Below are 15,564 nucleotides of genomic sequence, written 5' to 3' on the forward strand. Positions count from 1 at the left end.
ACGCCAGTCTTTGGCCTAGCCCTTTGGCCCCATCAATAGCCAGATGATCAGCCCCACCAGTGGAAACACTAGCAACACGATGATCCACAGCAGCTTGGCGATCGGTCCGGCAGGACTCTTCGCCACCTTGACGATGGCCCACACCAGGATGATCAGCCAGATCAGGCCCAACAGGCCGCCCACTTCGATTCCCATTCGACATCTCCTTGTCCAGCAGTGTGTGCTGATTCAAGAACTAGCACGCAGCGTCATGAGTAACAATCCGAAACTGTAGCGTTATGTGAATCAAGGTAGCGTGCTTTATGCCATTCGCCACCATTCGGGTAACAGCTTGCGCACCTCGCGCTGCTGGAAGCGATCATCCATCAATACCAGCGTGCCGCGATCCTGCGGCCCCCGGATCACCCTGCCGGCGGCCTGAATCACCTTGATCAGCCCAGGTATGCGATAGGCATAGGCATCGCCACAGCCGAAGCGAGCGTCCAACCTGGCCTTCAGCGCTTCGCTGAAGGCATCGAACGGAGGCAAACCCAGCGTTGCGATGAAGGCGCCGATCAGTCGCTCCCCGGGCAGGTCGATGCCCTCGCCGAAAGCCCCACCCAACACCGCAAAGCCGATGCCCTGCCCCCCGGCCCGAAAGCGCGCCAGGAAAGCGTCGCGCTCGGCCTCGCTCATGCCGCGGGTCTGGCTCCAGTGCGGCAGCTCGGGATGCCGCTGCGCCAGTCGCTGCGTTACCGATTCCAGATAGGCGAAGCTGCTGAAGAAAGCGAGGTAGAGGCCGGGACGCGAACGATACTGCCCCACGAGTTCTGCCACGATGGGATCGAGCGAGACCTGGCGGTCGCGCAGGCGTGTCGAGATGTCCCTGTTGATGCGCACTTCGAGCTGGTCGGCGTGAAAGGGCGAAGCGATCGATCGCCAGACGCAATCGCCGGGTAGCCCCAGCAGGTCGCGGTGATAGCCCGGCGGGCTCAGGGTCGCCGAGAACAGCACCGCACTGTGTGCCTGGGTGAAACGCAGCGCCAGGAAGTCCGCCGGCACCAGGTTGCGCAGGCCGAGCAGCGCCCGACCACGGCCATACAGGGTGAGATCGCATAGCGAGTGGTCACCGAACGATTCGGCCAGACGCATGAACGCCAAAGCCTCGAACAGCCGCTCCTGCAGGACCGGGTCGGCCCCACCCGGGTGCTCGGCCAGATAATCGGTGATGGCTGCCACCGCTTGCTGCAGCGCACCGAGAAATCGCCCCGGTAGCTCCTCCAGCACTCGGTAAGCGGGCTGGCCCGGCCGGCCCTCGTCGGTTCCTCCCCCCTGCTCTCGCACCAGAACCTGCCACTGGCGTACCAGCCGGCCGAGCGGCTTGACCAGCGTCGCCGGCGCCTGACGATGCAGGCGACTGAGTGCGCGCTGGTCCAGTTCGGCGCTGTACATCTTGCGCGCACGCTCCACCAGATTGTGAGCCTCGTCCACCAGCAGCGCCTGGCGCCAGCCGTTGGCCTGGGCCAACCCATGCAGCAGCGCCGAGGCGTCGAAGTAGTGATTGACGTCGCCCACACAGACATCGCTCCAGTGCGCCATCTCCTGGCCCAGGTAGTAAGGGCAGACTCGGTGTTCGAGCGCCACCTCGCGCAGCGCCTCGCGGTCGAGCCAGCCGCGCGCAACTGCGGCCTGGCGGGCGGCCGGCAAGCGGTCGTAGAAGCCCGCAGCCAGCGGGCAAGCATCGCCATGGCATGCCTTGTCGGGATGCTCACAGGCCTTGCTGCGTGCCACCAGCTCCTGCACCCGCAGCGGCAGGCGCAGCTGGGTCTCTTGACTGTCCGCGTCGGCTGCGCCCAGCCGGGCCAGGGCGTCCAACGCCAGGCGCCTGCCCGGCGTCTTCATGGTCAAGAAGGCAAGCCGGTCGATGCCTTGTCGCGGCATCGCCTTGAGCATCGGGAACAGCGTGGCCACGGTCTTGCCGATGCCGGTCGGCGCCTGCACCAGCAGGCAGCGCCTGGTAGCGGCTGCCTTGTAGACGCTCTCGGCCAGTTCCCGCTGCCCGGGGCGAAAGGTGTCGTGGGGGAAGCCCAGACCAGCCAGGGCGGTATCGCGCGCCTGGCGGTGCTGCGCCTCTTGTTCGGCCCAGCCCAGGAAGCGCCCGCACTGGGCCTCGAAGAAGGCGCTGAGCTCGCTGGCGCTGGCCTCCTCGGTCAGCAGCGTCTCGCGCTCGCTGGCGATATCCAAATAGACCAGCGCCAGGGTCAGCGACTCGAGCCCACGCTCGGCGCACAGCAGCGCCCCGTAGACCTTGACCTGGGCCCAGTGCAGGGCTCGCTGATTGTGCGCCATGCGCGACAGGTCGCCGCGATGGGTCTTGATCTCCTCGAGGCGGTTGCTCGCCGGATCGAAGCCGTCGGCCCGCCCGCTGACCACGAGACCGCGATAGCGGCCGCTCAGGGCGATCTCGCGCTCGTAGCTCTTGCCGCGGCGCCCCGTCACCAGCGCATGGCCGGCGATGCCTTCGCGAGCGCTGGGCGAAGGCGTGAAGCGGTGGTCGAGGTCGCCCTCGCGGGCGGTGAAGTCGCACAGCGCCCGCACGGCCACCCGGTAGAGCGGCGTTTCGGCACGATCCATGGCATCACTCATGGCGCCGCGTCCTGCTGCCAGGTCACATGACAGACCAAGGCGTCGATCCCCTGAGCCCGGAAGAACGCCAGCCAACGGCGCTGGTTGTCCTGCAGCCTGTCGCCGGGCCCCTTCACCTCGATCATCCGATAGCGAGGCTCGGCGCCTCCGGGCAGGAACTGGATCAGGTCGGGCAATCCGGCGCGATTGGTCTTGAGGTCGCTCAGCAGGCGTTCGAAGCAGGCGCGCAGGTGCGTGGCGGGAATGCAGGCCAGCGCCTGTTCGAGCAGCGTCTCGTCGAGCCCTTCCCAGAACACGAAGGGCGATGCCACGCCATGTTTTTCGCGCCAGGTGCGCCATATCGCCTCGCCATGGGTGCCCTCGTCAAGGCAAGCCAGACAACGCTCGAACCGCTCGCGGCGGCGCGCGACGAAATCGTCGCGATAGAGATCCGCCGGCCCGCTATGAAAAGGGTGGAAGAAAGCCCCGGGCAGCGGCGCAAATAGCGCCGGCCAACACAGCAGGCCGAACAGGCCGGTCAGCAGCGTATTCTCGACGTAGTGGACCGGCGCCTCGGGACGGCTGAGGTGCTCGACCACGGCCTGCTCGACACCTGACGGAGTCTCACCGGCGCGAGGCAGGCACAGGTCCAGTCGTGGTGGGGATGACTCGACTGCACGGCGTGGTGGCGCCAGCCCCAGCCGGCGACAGAGCCTGGGCAGCAAGCGTGCCAGCGCCTGGTTCTCCTGCTCGCCAACGGCCGATGCCCACGCCCGGCTGGCCAGGGCATGAGCCTGGCGATGCTCACCCCGCCGCTCCAGCAGCCGCAGGCGGCGAATGCGTGCCTCTACCTGGCCGGCCGGGCCGTCGCCGCTCTCGGCATAGAGCCGCAGGGCCAACGTTTCCTGCCCGCCACGTTCGGCTGTCTGGCCCAGCAGGAACGCCAGCCTGGCACGCCGCTGCGCCAGCCAAGTATTCTCAGCCGGCACGACCGGCATCTCGGCCATCAGCGTCTCGGGCGACTCCCCCTGTTCCAACCGTTCCCGCAGCTCATGCAGCGTCAGGTAAACGTCCACCTCCTCACGGCGGTGAAAGGCTCGTGAGCCGGGTGTCAGCTCGACTTGCTCGAAGCGCTGCAGGCCAAGCTCGGTAAGCACGAACTCGGCCCAATCCTGGCGCAGGTTGCCGAAGAACATCAGCCGCAGCCGGTCGCACCAGGGCATTACGGTCAAGCGCACGATGCGCTCACCGCCCAGCATCTTGCCGGCGGCGGGCCACCATTCGGTCAGCCGCTGCACCTGGCTCAAATGCGGCTGTAGCGTCTCCCACAGTACCGTCTTGCTCGCCCTGGACGAGAGCCCGGCATCGGCCATCTCGCTTGCCAGCGCCTGACGCAGCTCGGCCAGGCGCAGCAGCCGAAACAGCTCGGCGAGTGATATCGCCGGGTCCGTCTCGACCCAGCCCGCTGACGCGAGGGGCGCAAGCGCCCTGTCGACGTCGCCGATCTCGGCGTAAGCGAGCTTGCCGGTGCGAAAGTGCTCGCCCTTGCGCATCACCATGCGCACCAGCAAGGCCTGAGCCGCCTGCGGCAAGGCCTCGAACGTGGTGAGAAAGCCCTGCTCCTCCGCGGTCAGCAGCTCGGCGTGATGCTCGTGCACCCAGCCAAGCACGAAGCGGAAGTTCGCCAAGTAGTAGAAGGGATCGTCGAGCGAAGCGGTCGCCGAGACAGGGCGCAGAATACTGTTCATGCATCCATGATATCAGCCCTGTGAGGCACTGCCAGTCTCGATACTCAGCGCAGACCTGCAGCGAGTGCGCGCACCACGTCGGCCGCCGGTATCTCGCGGCAGGCACTGGCATTCTGACCGGCCCACAGCGGCGAGAAGTCGCTACTCCCTGCCGCCTCGGCGGCACTACGCAGCGGCGCTATGGCGGAGGTGGCCAGGGGGAAGGCCGGCGCCACATCGCTGAGCGGACCGAGTTCGCGCATCAGCCTGGTGAGGATGCCGCGAGCGGGCCGCCCCGTGTAGAGGTTGGTCAACGCCGTGTGGCGTGCCGCCTCACTCAACAGGGCCTGCCGATGAAGCGTCGAGGTCGTGGCCTCGGAGCAGCAGAGAAAGGCGGTGCCGACCTGGACGGCAGAGGCACCCAGGGCAAGGGCTGCGGCGACACCACGGGCATCGGCGATGCCGCCGGCGGCGACCACCGGCACCGACACGGCCTCCACCACCTGCGGCAGCAGGGCAAAGGTGCCCAGTTGGCTAGTCACGTCCTCGCTGAGGAACATGCCACGGTGGCCGCCTGCTTCAGCGCCCTGGGCGATCACCGCGTCGACGCCGTGCGCCTCGAGCCAGCAAGCCTCCTCGACCGTGGTGGCGGACGACAGCACCACGGCCCCCCATGCCTTGACCCGCTCGACCAGCGCCGGCTCCGGCAGGCCGAAATGAAAGCTGACCACCTCAGGACGAAACGCCGCGAGAGCATCGCAGGCTTCATGGTCGAAGGGACGCCGCCCGGCCCCCGCCGCTATGTTGTCGATATCAAGCCCGTATTCGGCGTAATAGGGCGCCAGCGCCTGGTGCCAGCGCTGCAGGCGCACTTCATCGGGCGCCGGTGGGGCATGGCAGAAGAAGTTGACGTTGAGCGGCTTCGCGGTGGCGGCACGAATGCGCTGGAGTTCGTCCACCATGGCCTCGGGCGAGAGCATCGCACAGGGTAGAGCGCCCAGACCGCCTGCCTCGCACACGGCCACGGCCAGGTCGCCGCCCTGGACGCCGGCCATCGGCGCCTGAAGAATGGGAAATTCGATGCCGAGCTGGCGAGTCAGGCTCATGCTGCTCCTCCCTGCTATCGTTCGTCGCGTTGCCAGGGACGTTTCGGTCCCAGCGTATCCGCCGCATAGGCGCCCCGCTCGCCCATGGGGCGAGGCGCGCCTACCGTGGTGTCGCGGCGGGTCTGTCGCTCCATTTCAGCGTTGATCTCGGCGCCGAGCAATACGACGAACGAGGAGAGCCAGAACCACAACATCAGTACCACCACCGCACCCAGCGAGCCGTACAGTTCGTCCATGTTGGCGAACTGGCTCACGTAGAGCGATAGCCCGCCCGAGCCAAGCAGCCAGAGTAGCGTCGCCACCACGGTACCCACGCTGACCCACTCCCAGCGCGGCGAACTCCGGTAGGGCCCGAAGCGATAGAGCACGGCAATCACGAACATCATCATCAGTAGCAGGGCCGGCCAGCGCAGCCAGGTGATCAAGGTGACGAGCGGACCATCCAGGAGGAGCCAGCCGACGACTAGCGGATAGATCGCCACGAACACGGTGGCCGCCAGCGACATTACGATCAGCCCAATGGTAAGCGCCGCCACCACCAGCATGCGATGCAGCAGACCGCGCTGCTCTTCCTCGCCATAGACCACATTGAGACCCACCAGCAGCCCGCGTACCCCCTTCGAAGCCACGAACATCGCCACCACCAGGCCAACCAGGGCCGTCAGACTGAGGCCGGTGTCGGTGTTCTCGCTAACCTCCCGGGCCTGCTCGTTGATCAAGCGTGCGCCACCGGGGGGCATGAAGCGGCTGAGTTCACCGATCTGGGCAGTGATTTCCGCGGGATCGAAGACCAGCGCCCATAGCGAGATGACCGCCCCAATGGCGGGAAACAGCGACAGCAGCGCGTAGAAGGCGATGCCTGCCGCCAACATGTTGACGCGGTCATCGGCAGCCTGCTGCTTGACTCGCCAGACCACGTCCAGCCATCCCGGCCCGGGTATCTGGTGGGGGGCTTCGGCTTTCCTGCCTCGCCACAATTTCGCCATACCTCTCCTCGGAACTCCTCCTCACGGCTGTCCCGCCGGGCGCAGCACCATACGGGAATCGCGGATCTCGATGTCGAACCGGTTGAGGAAGCTCATGCCCAGCAGTGCCACCTCGCCTTCGAGCCCCGGGCTGATGGAACCGCGCACCTCGGTGGCGGAGAAGCCTCCCAGGCTGACCTCGTCGAGCCAGGTTAGGTCGCCACGCACGCGCCCGTTGGCGGTGTTGAACCAGGCCGAGCCCGCACGCTCCAACCCCAGTCGCTCAGCGAATCCGAGGGGTACGGCCACGTAAGTGGCGCCAGTATCGAGCAGGAACTCGATCGGCTCGCCGTTGATGCGTCCGGTGGCGACGAAGTGTCCCGAACGGTTGCGCTCGAGCACGATCGGTTCGTCCGCTCCGCTCACGGCATTGACCAGGTGCGCATTGGGATTGCGCTGGGCTTCCAGGAAACCGTGAAACCACCAACTGCCCAAACCGATGAACGCTGCCCAGAACAGCAGCATCATGCCCATTCCGGCACGCCGTACCGAACCGCCCTCTCGCCTCATCGACCCACCTCCTGGAAAAGCGCGGCCAGCCGCTTTGACACCTGCGAGTCCGCTGTCTGTACTGAGGAGCGCCAAGTTTCCCTTGGCTGCGTATGCCACGGCACTCGCCGGGTGCCATCGCCGTTCGACAATGACGTGATAAGAACAAGGATAGCCCCATGCATGACAGCATCGAATCTTCGACCACGTTGGCTCGCTGCCATTCCCGCAACGCCCGCCACCTGGCCGGCATCGCCCTGGCCATGCTCCTGCCGCTCGCCTGCGCCTCGGCAGTGGCCTGGGATGGGCTGGTGGAAAAGCAGGTCTTCGAAATGGACGCCTACACTACCGTCAGCGGCGAGACCATTGCCCCGCTCCGTGTCGGCTGGGAGGCCTACGGCACGCTCAACGAGGAGAAGGACAACGTCATCCTGATCACCCACTTCTTCTCCGGTACCAGCCATGCCGCCGGCCGTTACGCCGAGGACGACGAAGCGCCCGGCTACTGGGATGCCATCATCGGTCCCGGCAAGCCGCTGGATACCGATGAGTACTATGTCATCGCCTCGGATACGCTGGTCAACCTCAACGCTCATGCCCCCAACGTGACCACCACCGGCCCGGCTACCACCAATCCCGACACCGGCGAGCCCTGGGGAACGGACTTTCCCCTGGTCACCATCCGCGATTTCGTGGAAGTTCAGAAAGCCCTGCTCGAGAGCCAGGGTATCGAACGGCTGCACGCCGTGATGGGCGCCTCGATGGGCGCACTACAGGCCTACGAATGGGCCAGCGCCTATCCCGAGCAGGTCGAACGACTGATCCCGGTGATCGGCGGCGGTGTTGCCGACCCCTGGCTGCTCGCCACCCTCAGCGCCTGGGCCGCCCCCATCCGCCTGGACGCCAACTGGAACGGGGGCGACTACTATGATGGCGAGCCACCGTTGGACGGCCTGCGCGAGTCGCTCAAGCTCGTTACCCTCAACGCCAACCACTGGCAGTGGGCCAACGAAACCTTCGATCGCAGCTGGGCCGACAAGGACGCCGACCCGACCCGCGAACTCGAGGCGCGCTATGCCATCGAGCAGACCTTGGACGGTATCGCCGCCTCCCGCGCCGAACTGGCCGATGCCAACCACCTGCTCTACCTGGTCAAGGCCAACCAGGCGTTCCTCACCGGGCATGGCGAAAGCCTCGAGGAGGGCCTGGCTCGCATCGAGGCACCCACCCTGATTCTCTACAGCGAGAGCGACCTGGTCTTTGCCCCGGAAGGCGTGCGCCAGACCGCCGAGCTGATCGAAGCCGGTGGCACCGAGGTGGAGACCGTAACGCTCGAGGGCAAGCGCGGCCACCTGGACGGTGTGGTTGCCATCGACCAGGCCGGCGAACGCATCCGCGACTTCCTCGCTGAGTGAGGCGCCCGCTCCCTGACGCGTCAGCCCGCCAGGGAGCGCACGTAGATCCCCATGGCCTAGCAGGCCGCTGAGAAAGACCCGCCTGGCTGGCGAGCATTCCTTCAGCTCTCCCCTTCCCCTCGGTGCGCCGAGGGGCTGTTGCCCGGCGTCTCAGGACGCGGCATTGCCCAGCGCCTCTTGGGCCAACTTGTCGATCTCGCCCGTAATCCCGGACAACTCGGTCGCAATCACCGCGAACGCTCGGCCGGCCTGACCGGCACTCGAGGCGACGATCTGCGCATTGAAGGAGACGATACGCGCCTGGCGCGCAATGGAGGTGATAGTGCCGAGCAGCTCACGCGCCTGGCACCGTAGAACTATGGAATGGCGCTGAGAGAGTTCCTCGTAAACCTGGGTCAGTTGGTTGAGCACCGCAAGCAGCGGCGTGGTCGAGCGAATCAGCTCATCGAGCCAGATCTGCACGTCACCGCCAGCTTCGAGAGCGTTCAGCACGCGCTCGGCCAGAGCCAAGAACTCAGCGATGATGCGATCGCCATCCAAGGCGCCGAAATAGGCATCGTGCAACTCCTCGCAGAAGACACCGGGATGTCCATTCTTGCCTTCGATAAGGGCAAGATGCGCGTCGCGGAACAATTTTAGTGCATCGCGCGCCGTATCCAGCGCTCCCGGATGCCCCTGGGCGGCCAGCACGGCATAGAGAACTAGACGCTGGGAAGTGAAACGCCGGCGCCCCGATAGGTTGATCAATCCGGCGAATACCTCCCCGAGAGGTCGGTCTGCATCGGTCGGGCGAGCGGTTCGCGGGGAGCGTCTAAACGCGGGGCAGTAATGTCATGTGGCATCGACTTCTCCTGGCTGGCTATCCATCACGATACCGAGTACAAGCGAAATCTGTGCCACTCGCTGAGTGAGGCGCCCGCTCCCTGACGCGTCAGCCCGCCAGGGAGCGCACCAGTAGATAGACACCCATGGCCAGCAGGCCGCTGAGGAATACCCGCCGAAAGGTGGTCTCCGAAAGCCGTTGACGCAGCCGCTGGCCGAGCTGCATGCCCACGATGGCCGGCACCACCGCCCCCAGTGAGAGCGCCCCCAGCTCCATGCTGAGCAGGCGCTGTTCGCCCATGGAGAGGCCCAGCGCCGTGGTGGTCACGACGAACAGTACCCCATGGCCTGGATCAGCATGTCCCGCGGCAACCCGAGGGACTGCAGGTAGGCTACGCCGGGAAATACCGAAGAGCCGGTCATGCCGGTCAGCAGTCCAGTCAAGGCACCATTGACCGGCGCGGCGTAGCGGCCGCGGCTGACCAGCGCAGCAAGGCCAAGGTTGAACAACCCGGCGAGGGCATAGAAGGCAAGCAGTACACCCAGCAGGCCGGAAAGCCAGCGCACGTCGACCCTGGCCAGGATGCCGACCCCCAGCCACACGGTCACCACCGAGGCCACCAGGAAGGGCCACAGCCGGCGCAGGATCTGGCGCAGGTAACCGCCGACCAGCGCCTGCCACACATTGGTGACGATGGTAGGCACCAATAGCAGCGCCATGGCCGACGGTAGCCCCACCGTAGCCGCGAGCAGGGCCAGCGAGACCGTGGGCATGCCCATGCCGATCACGCCCTTGACCAGGCCGGCGACGACGAAGGTCGCCGCTACCAGCACCAGCAGCAAGGGGTCCAGGCTCATCGCTCGGCGCCTCCCACCGCGGCTTGACCGTTGCGTGCCTCCCACTCGGCGGCGGCCAGCTCTCCCCGGGGCTGGTTAACCGCCAGACAGATCACGATAGCGACGATGAACAGGGCGGCACACAGCAGGATCGAGGCCTGCAGCCCCACCACCGACTGCAGCAGCCCCAGGCCGATGATGCCAATGACGCCGGCCAGCTTGTTGGCCAGGCCCCAGAAACCGAAGAACTCGGCGGCCTTGCGTGTGGGCGAGAACAGCCCCACCAGGGCGCGGCTGGCCGATTGGCTGGAGCCCAGCGAGAGCCCCGCCAGACAGCCCACGAACAGGAACAGGTGCTGCGCTTCCCAGTCCAATCCCAGGCTGGCATTGAGGAAGGCGGTGACCTCCGGCGTGGCCCAGATGGCCAGTATCGCCGCCACCCACAGCATCAGAGTCAACTGATAGGTGAACTTGGTGCCAATGCGATCCTGCAGGAAACCGAAGCCAAGCGCGCCCGCCGCCGCGGTGATCTGCACGATGATGAACATGACATTGCGCACCGCTTCGTCCCAGCCGATCACCTGGGCACCGTAGATGAAGGCGAAAGCGATGATGATGTAGACCCCGGCCATGGAGAACAGCAGCGACACCAGGAAGATGCCCAGGTCGCGGAAGTGCCGCAGCTCGTGCAGGGTAGTGGAAACACGCTCCCAGGCGATCTCGCGATAGGTTTTGGCATGCGGCTGTGGGTCGCCGCGCTCCTTGAGCCACACGAAGGTGGGAATCGCGGTGACCAGGAAGAAGGCTGCCGCGAAGGGCCCCACCCAGCGAATGCGCTCGAAATTCTCGGCCGTGGCCTCACCCAGCGCCACCAGGGTGAACCCGGCGGCGAACAGGCCTCCCACGTAGCCCAACGCCCAGCCGAAGCCGGAGATCTTGCCGAGGTCCTGGGGAGGACCGAGATCGGGCAAAAAGGCCGCGATGAAGGACTCGCCCATGGAATAGGCGTAATTGGACACCACGATCAGCAGCAGCCCGAGCAAGACATAGCCGGGGGCGACGAAATAGAGCAGCGCCGTGGCCACCACCGTAACGACGTAGCTGGCGAACAGAAAGCGCTTCTTGGCGGCCCGGTAGTCCATCACCGCGCCACACAGCGGGCCGGTGATCACCACCATGAGATAGCTGACGGCCAAGGCCAGGCTCCACAGCAGGTTGGCCAGGCGGAAGCCGTCGCCATGATCGCCGACGATCACGGTGGTGAACAGTTCGCCGAAGACCACGGTGATGATCAGCAGCGTATAGGCCTGATTGGCGAAATCGAACATCGCCCAGCCGAAGATCTCCCGCTTCGACGCCCGCTGCCGGGGTGACGTACCGCCAACGGCCGGTATCGCGCTCATCTGTGCCTGCCCTCCTTGCCCTGCCCCTGATGGAAAGCGCCTAGCCTACCAGCTTATCGGGGTGAACATGACGCCACAGCTGCTTTCACTACACTGAGAGCGACATTTCGAAACCGGAGGCAAGCAATGGAACGCTTGATGGGATTCCCCCTGGTGCTGGCAGCACTCGCCACGACGGCACATGCGGAGGAGATGTCGCTGAGTACCGCGCACTACGAGCTCAACCTGGTCCCGGTAGCGGAGAATCTCGAAAGCCCCTGGGGCATGGCCGTGCTGCCCGGCGAGCTGTTCGTGATTAGTGAGCGTACGGGGCAAATCCAGACCTTCTACAACGGCGAACGCCAGGAGATCGAAGGCCTGCCCGGCATTCACGTCGAAGGGCAGGGCGGTCTGCTCGATATCGCCGCTTCGCCCGACTATCCCGATACCGGATGGCTCTATTTCACTTACTCGAGCGGTGACGAGGACTCCACCGCAACGGCCCTGGCCCGCGGACGCCTGGCCGGAGACCGCCTGGTGGACGTGGAGGAACTGTTCGAACAGAACCGGCGCTCCGAACCAGGCTCCAATGCCGGCTCACGCCTGGCCTGGATGGGCGACGACACCTTGCTGATGTCCGTCGGCGATCGCAACTCTCCCGAACGTGCCCAGGATACACAGGACCATGCCGGTTCCATTCTGCGGCTCGACCCGCAGGGCCTGGCGCCGGAGAACAATCCGTTGCTGGAAGAAGCCGGCTACCTGCCTGAACTCTATTCCTGGGGCATCGCCACGTGCTCGGCCTGGCAGTGGATGAGACGCGCAACAACGTCTGGGCCGTAGAAGCCCGCGGCAACGGCCATGATGAACTCATTCGACTCCACCGAGGAGAGAATCATGGCTGGCCGGAAGCTTCCAACGGCGGGCAGGGCAACGGTTCGGACATTCTGGAAGCCGTCGCCAGCAGCGAGCTGTTTACCGAAGAGGAAGTCATCGAGCCTGCTTATCGCTTTCCCGAGGACGTTGCGCCGTCAGGTCTGGCGGTGGTCAATGGCGAGCATTACCCCGATTGGCAAGGCAACCTGCTCGTCGGTGGGCTGGAGAGCGAGCAGCTCTATCGCTTCGAGGTGAACGGAAGCGACATTAGCGACATGGAAGAACTGCTCGACGAGACACAAGGTCCAGTGCGTGAGGTGCGTCAAGGGCCGGATGGCTACCTCTACGTCCTCATCGGTGACGAAAGCGGCACCCTCTATCGGCTCGAACCGGAGGAGTAGCACTGCTGCCGGCCGGCCCGATCCTGCCGGGCCGGCCTCTTGCGTGAGGAGCAGGGTTCTTCACTTCTCACGCAGCCCGGGGCATTATCGTGGTTAACCTGGGTTAACCGGCTTCACGCCCCTAAGGCCGTTTTCGCCGGCACCAGGCGGCGCAGGTGGCTGGAAGCGTGATCGATCCAGCGAAGCGCAATCAAAAGAACAAGCAAGCAGGGTGCTGGTCGCATGAAGAAATGGTTAATGTCGATGCTGGCTCTGCTGTCGCTCCCGGCGGTCGCAAGCCTGGAAGGGCTGACCTTCATCACCGAAGAGTACCCTCCCTACAACTACCGGCAGGACGACCGGCTCGAAGGCATTTCAGTCGAGCTTCTCGAACGCATATTCCGCGAAACCGATACTGCGCGCTCCCGCGAGGACATACTCTACTACCCTTGGGCACGCGGCTATGACACGGCGCTCTCCGAACCGGGTACGGTGCTATTCTCCACCACCCGTACCGAGCAGCGCGAACCGCTGTTCCAATGGGTGGGTCCCATTGCCACCGACAGGGTCACGCTGATCGCCCGCCGCGACAGCGACATACGCTTGGACGACATCGCGGACGTGATCGCCGGAGGCTATCGCATTGCCGTGATTCGCGAAGACATCGGCGCCCAGCGGCTACAGGAAGCCGGGGTGCCAGACAGCCAGGTGCATGCCGCGATCTCCAACGTCAGCGCACTGCGTATGCTGGAACGCGGCAGGGTCGACCTGTGGGCCTACAGCGAGGATGTCGCCTTCTGGCTGATGCACGAAGAGAATCTGCCGACTACCGACTACGTTCCCGCCCTGACCATCAGCGAATCCGACCTCTACTATGCCCTGAACCCCCGCACCGACCCCGCGCTGGTGGCGGAAATGCAGGAGGCGCTGAACCGCCTGCGTGAAGGCGGTGTGCTGAGCGAAATCCTCGGCGGCACCATCGCCTTCAACACCGAGGAATATCCGCCCTACAACTACGAAGACGAAAACGGCAGGATCACGGGCACCTCCACCGAACTGCTGCGCGCTGCGCTCGAAGCCGCCGAGCTCGATGCCGATTTTCGCCTGCTGCCCTGGGCACGCGCCTATACCGAAGCCCAACTGCGCGAACGCCACTGCGTCTACTCGACCACCCGCACACCGGAGCGTGAGGAGCTGTTCACCTGGATTGGCCCGCTGATCTCCAGTACCTGGGCCGCCTTCGCCCTGGCAGACGCCGACATCGATGCCGATTCTCTGGAGGACTTGCAGGAGCTGCAGGTGGGTAGCTTCCGCGAGGACGCCGTTGGCCACTACGCTGCCAGCCAAGGCGTGCCCATCGTCGTGGCCAGCGCCGAACGCGAGAACATTGGACGCCTGCGCGCTGGACTGATCGATGCCTGGGTCACCGGCGAGGAGACTGCCTGGCTCCTCGCCGAGGAGGCCGGCCTGTCGCTGCGCCGGCTGTTCGCCTTCAACGAGGTCGATCTCTACCTGGCCTGTCACCCCTCGGTGCCCGACCAGTTCGTCACTCGCCTGCAAGCGGCTCTCGACCGCGCACTCGCCGAAGCGGAGGCACCCTAGTGAAGCACCCTCCTGGCATGGATCGCCAACCCCGCAGACGCAGCCTGACTGCCAAGCAGGCCGGTCTTACGCTTGCCATCGCGCTGCTGCTCAGCATCATCGCCGGCGCCATCGAACTGGCGCTCGACGCCCGCGCCATGCGCTTGGAAATCGTGCGTGACACCCAGTACCGTCTCGACCTGGTTCACGGCACCGCCGCCGAAGCCGCCTTTCAGCTCAACACCGAACTGGCGACCCAGGTCGTCGATGGCCTGTTCAACGGCGGCCGAGTCGCGAGCGTCGCCATCAGCGATGACTTCGATCGCATCATGGCCGCACGCCAACGCAGCCAGACAGCCACCACCAGTTGGGTGGCCAGCGCCCTGTTCGACGACATCCTTCATTACCAGCAGACGCTGCTCTACCAAGCAGGCTCCGGCAACCCACCGCAGCCGGTAGGCGAACTCGAGCTGACCCTGGCACTCGACCGCCTGACTCGCGACTTCACCGACCGCAGCCTGCTGATCTTCACGCTGGGTGTCGCCAAGGCGCTGGCCATTGCGGCCCTGCTGGCGCTGGTGTTCCACTGGTTCGTAACCCGCCCCCTGCTGAAGGTGCACGCCGCGATCGTCGAGACCGACCCACGCCAGCCCGGCCGCTGGCCGAAGCCGGCCATGGGAGGTCATGACAACGACGAGCTGGGACACTTGGTGGAGAGCGTCGATCAACTGCTCCAGGCATTCCAACAGGGCCTCGACCAGCGCGATCAGCTCCATCAAATCTCCACCATGGATGGTCTAACCGGTATTGCCAATCGTCGCCATTTCGACGCCTTCCTCGAGCGGGAGTGGCAGCGTGCCCACCGCAACGGCTACGCCATCTCGATCATTTTCATCGATATCGACCACTTCAAGGAGTTCAACGACCACTATGGTCACCTCGCTGGTGACGATACGCTGAGAGCCATTGCCGAGGCTCTCACCCGCGTGGTCCACCGCGCCTCTGACCTGGTGGCTCGCTACGGCGGCGAGGAGTTTGTCTGCGTGCTGCCCGATACCGATCTGGAGGGCGCCTTACGAGTGGCTGAGAGGGTCCACCAGGAGATCCGCGCCCTGGACATTCCCCACGCCCACTCGGCCCGCGAGGGCCGGGTTACCGCCAGCCTCGGCGTGGCCAGCGGTGTGCCCGCCAAGAACCCGGCCGGCTGCGAGGAGCTGTTGGCCCAGGCCGACAGACAGCTCTACCGCGCCAAGCATCAGGGCCGCGACCAGGTAGCCTCGCAGACCTGAAGCGCGGAAAATGGGAACAGGCAAGTGGGAA

The 15,564-nt window shown here is 65.4% G+C and carries 13 protein-coding genes and 1 pseudogene; 4 read left to right on the plus strand and 10 right to left on the minus strand.

What is annotated here, in order from left to right; translation table 11 throughout:
* Positions 1-15: 15 nt before the first annotated feature.
* From EKK97_RS20800 to EKK97_RS20825, 6 genes are all read right to left on the minus strand, one after another.
* A complete protein-coding gene (locus EKK97_RS20800; RefSeq protein WP_159554855.1) occupies positions 16-195 on the minus strand; it encodes a PLDc N-terminal domain-containing protein in 180 nt (59 codons plus the stop codon).
* A gap of 105 nt (positions 196-300) precedes the next feature.
* Positions 301-2,625: an ATP-dependent DNA helicase gene (locus EKK97_RS20805; RefSeq protein ID WP_234287215.1), complete on the minus strand. Its 2,325-nt coding sequence runs from the start codon at positions 2,623-2,625 to the stop codon at positions 301-303.
* Positions 2,622-4,352: a VRR-NUC domain-containing protein gene (locus EKK97_RS20810; protein WP_159554857.1), complete on the minus strand. Its 1,731-nt coding sequence runs from the start codon at positions 4,350-4,352 to the stop codon at positions 2,622-2,624. Before EKK97_RS20810 ends, EKK97_RS20805 begins: the two co-directional genes overlap by 4 nt.
* Positions 4,353-4,396: 44 nt before the next feature.
* Positions 4,397-5,437: an NAD(P)H-dependent flavin oxidoreductase gene (locus EKK97_RS20815; protein WP_159554859.1), complete on the minus strand. Its 1,041-nt coding sequence runs from the start codon at positions 5,435-5,437 to the stop codon at positions 4,397-4,399.
* A 14-nt stretch (positions 5,438-5,451) separates the two neighbouring features.
* Positions 5,452-6,423 carry a YihY/virulence factor BrkB family protein gene (locus tag EKK97_RS20820; protein WP_159554861.1) on the minus strand — a complete coding sequence of 324 codons (972 nt, stop codon included), beginning with the start codon at positions 6,421-6,423 and terminating at the stop codon, positions 5,452-5,454.
* Between the two features lie 21 nt (positions 6,424-6,444).
* Positions 6,445-6,972, minus strand: coding sequence for a retropepsin-like aspartic protease family protein (locus tag EKK97_RS20825; RefSeq protein WP_159554863.1), 528 nt, complete (start codon positions 6,970-6,972; stop codon positions 6,445-6,447).
* Between the two features lie 158 nt (positions 6,973-7,130).
* On the opposite strand from EKK97_RS20825, the gene EKK97_RS20830 reads away from it, so the two are divergent.
* A complete protein-coding gene (locus tag EKK97_RS20830) occupies positions 7,131-8,366 on the plus strand; it encodes an E22 family MetX-like putative esterase (RefSeq protein ID WP_159554865.1) in 1,236 nt (411 codons plus the stop codon).
* Positions 8,367-8,516: 150 nt separating this feature from the next.
* Here EKK97_RS20830 and EKK97_RS20835 read toward each other — a convergent pair whose 3' ends face one another.
* The 4 genes from EKK97_RS20835 to EKK97_RS20845 form a co-directional block, all read right to left on the minus strand.
* Entirely contained in the window at positions 8,517-9,113 is a 597-nt protein-coding gene (locus EKK97_RS20835) for a methyl-accepting chemotaxis domain-containing protein (RefSeq protein ID WP_159554867.1), read from the minus strand.
* A gap of 184 nt (positions 9,114-9,297) precedes the next feature.
* Positions 9,298-9,516 carry a TSUP family transporter gene (locus EKK97_RS25535; RefSeq protein ID WP_277987322.1) on the minus strand — a complete coding sequence of 73 codons (219 nt, stop codon included), beginning with the start codon at positions 9,514-9,516 and terminating at the stop codon, positions 9,298-9,300.
* Complete coding sequence (locus EKK97_RS25540; RefSeq protein ID WP_277987323.1) at positions 9,513-10,046, minus strand: sulfite exporter TauE/SafE family protein; 534 nt, start codon at positions 10,044-10,046, stop codon at positions 9,513-9,515. Before EKK97_RS25540 ends, EKK97_RS25535 begins: the two co-directional genes overlap by 4 nt.
* Positions 10,043-11,428, minus strand: a complete 1,386-nt coding sequence (locus EKK97_RS20845; RefSeq protein ID WP_159554869.1) for an MFS transporter — start codon at positions 11,426-11,428, stop codon at positions 10,043-10,045. Before EKK97_RS20845 ends, EKK97_RS25540 begins: the two co-directional genes overlap by 4 nt.
* Positions 11,429-11,692: 264 nt before the next feature.
* Here EKK97_RS20845 and EKK97_RS25095 point away from each other — a divergent pair.
* The 3 genes and pseudogenes from EKK97_RS25095 to EKK97_RS20865 all read left to right on the plus strand — a co-directional run bounded on the left by EKK97_RS25095 (position 11,693) and on the right by EKK97_RS20865 (position 15,533).
* Positions 11,693-12,684, plus strand: a pseudogene (locus EKK97_RS25095) (PQQ-dependent sugar dehydrogenase).
* Between the two features lie 237 nt (positions 12,685-12,921).
* Entirely contained in the window at positions 12,922-14,265 is a 1,344-nt protein-coding gene (locus tag EKK97_RS25100; RefSeq protein WP_236551300.1) for a substrate-binding periplasmic protein, read from the plus strand.
* Entirely contained in the window at positions 14,265-15,533 is a 1,269-nt protein-coding gene (locus tag EKK97_RS20865; protein ID WP_234287210.1) for a GGDEF domain-containing protein, read from the plus strand. The genes EKK97_RS25100 and EKK97_RS20865 overlap by 1 nt, the downstream gene beginning before the upstream one ends.
* Positions 15,534-15,564: the final 31 nt, after the last annotated feature.

It is taken from the genome of Billgrantia tianxiuensis (assembly GCF_009834345.1).
GTDB lineage: Bacteria > Pseudomonadota > Gammaproteobacteria > Pseudomonadales > Halomonadaceae > Halomonas > Halomonas tianxiuensis.

Coding starts and splice junctions, on each gene's coding strand:
- EKK97_RS20830 (WP_159554865.1), top strand. CDS start 7,131: ATGCATGACAGCATCGAATCTTCGACCACGTTGGCTCGCTGCCATTCC.
- EKK97_RS20815 (WP_159554859.1), bottom strand. CDS start 5,437: ATGAGCCTGACTCGCCAGCTCGGCATCGAATTTCCCATTCTTCAGGCG.
- EKK97_RS20820 (WP_159554861.1), bottom strand. CDS start 6,423: ATGGCGAAATTGTGGCGAGGCAGGAAAGCCGAAGCCCCCCACCAGATA.
- EKK97_RS20845 (WP_159554869.1), bottom strand. CDS start 11,428: ATGAGCGCGATACCGGCCGTTGGCGGTACGTCACCCCGGCAGCGGGCG.
- EKK97_RS20825 (WP_159554863.1), bottom strand. CDS start 6,972: ATGAGGCGAGAGGGCGGTTCGGTACGGCGTGCCGGAATGGGCATGATG.
- EKK97_RS20805 (WP_234287215.1), bottom strand. CDS start 2,625: ATGAGTGATGCCATGGATCGTGCCGAAACGCCGCTCTACCGGGTGGCC.
- EKK97_RS25100 (WP_236551300.1), top strand. CDS start 12,922: ATGTCGATGCTGGCTCTGCTGTCGCTCCCGGCGGTCGCAAGCCTGGAA.
- EKK97_RS20810 (WP_159554857.1), bottom strand. CDS start 4,352: ATGAACAGTATTCTGCGCCCTGTCTCGGCGACCGCTTCGCTCGACGAT.
- EKK97_RS20800 (WP_159554855.1), bottom strand. CDS start 195: ATGGGAATCGAAGTGGGCGGCCTGTTGGGCCTGATCTGGCTGATCATC.
- EKK97_RS25540 (WP_277987323.1), bottom strand. CDS start 10,046: ATGAGCCTGGACCCCTTGCTGCTGGTGCTGGTAGCGGCGACCTTCGTC.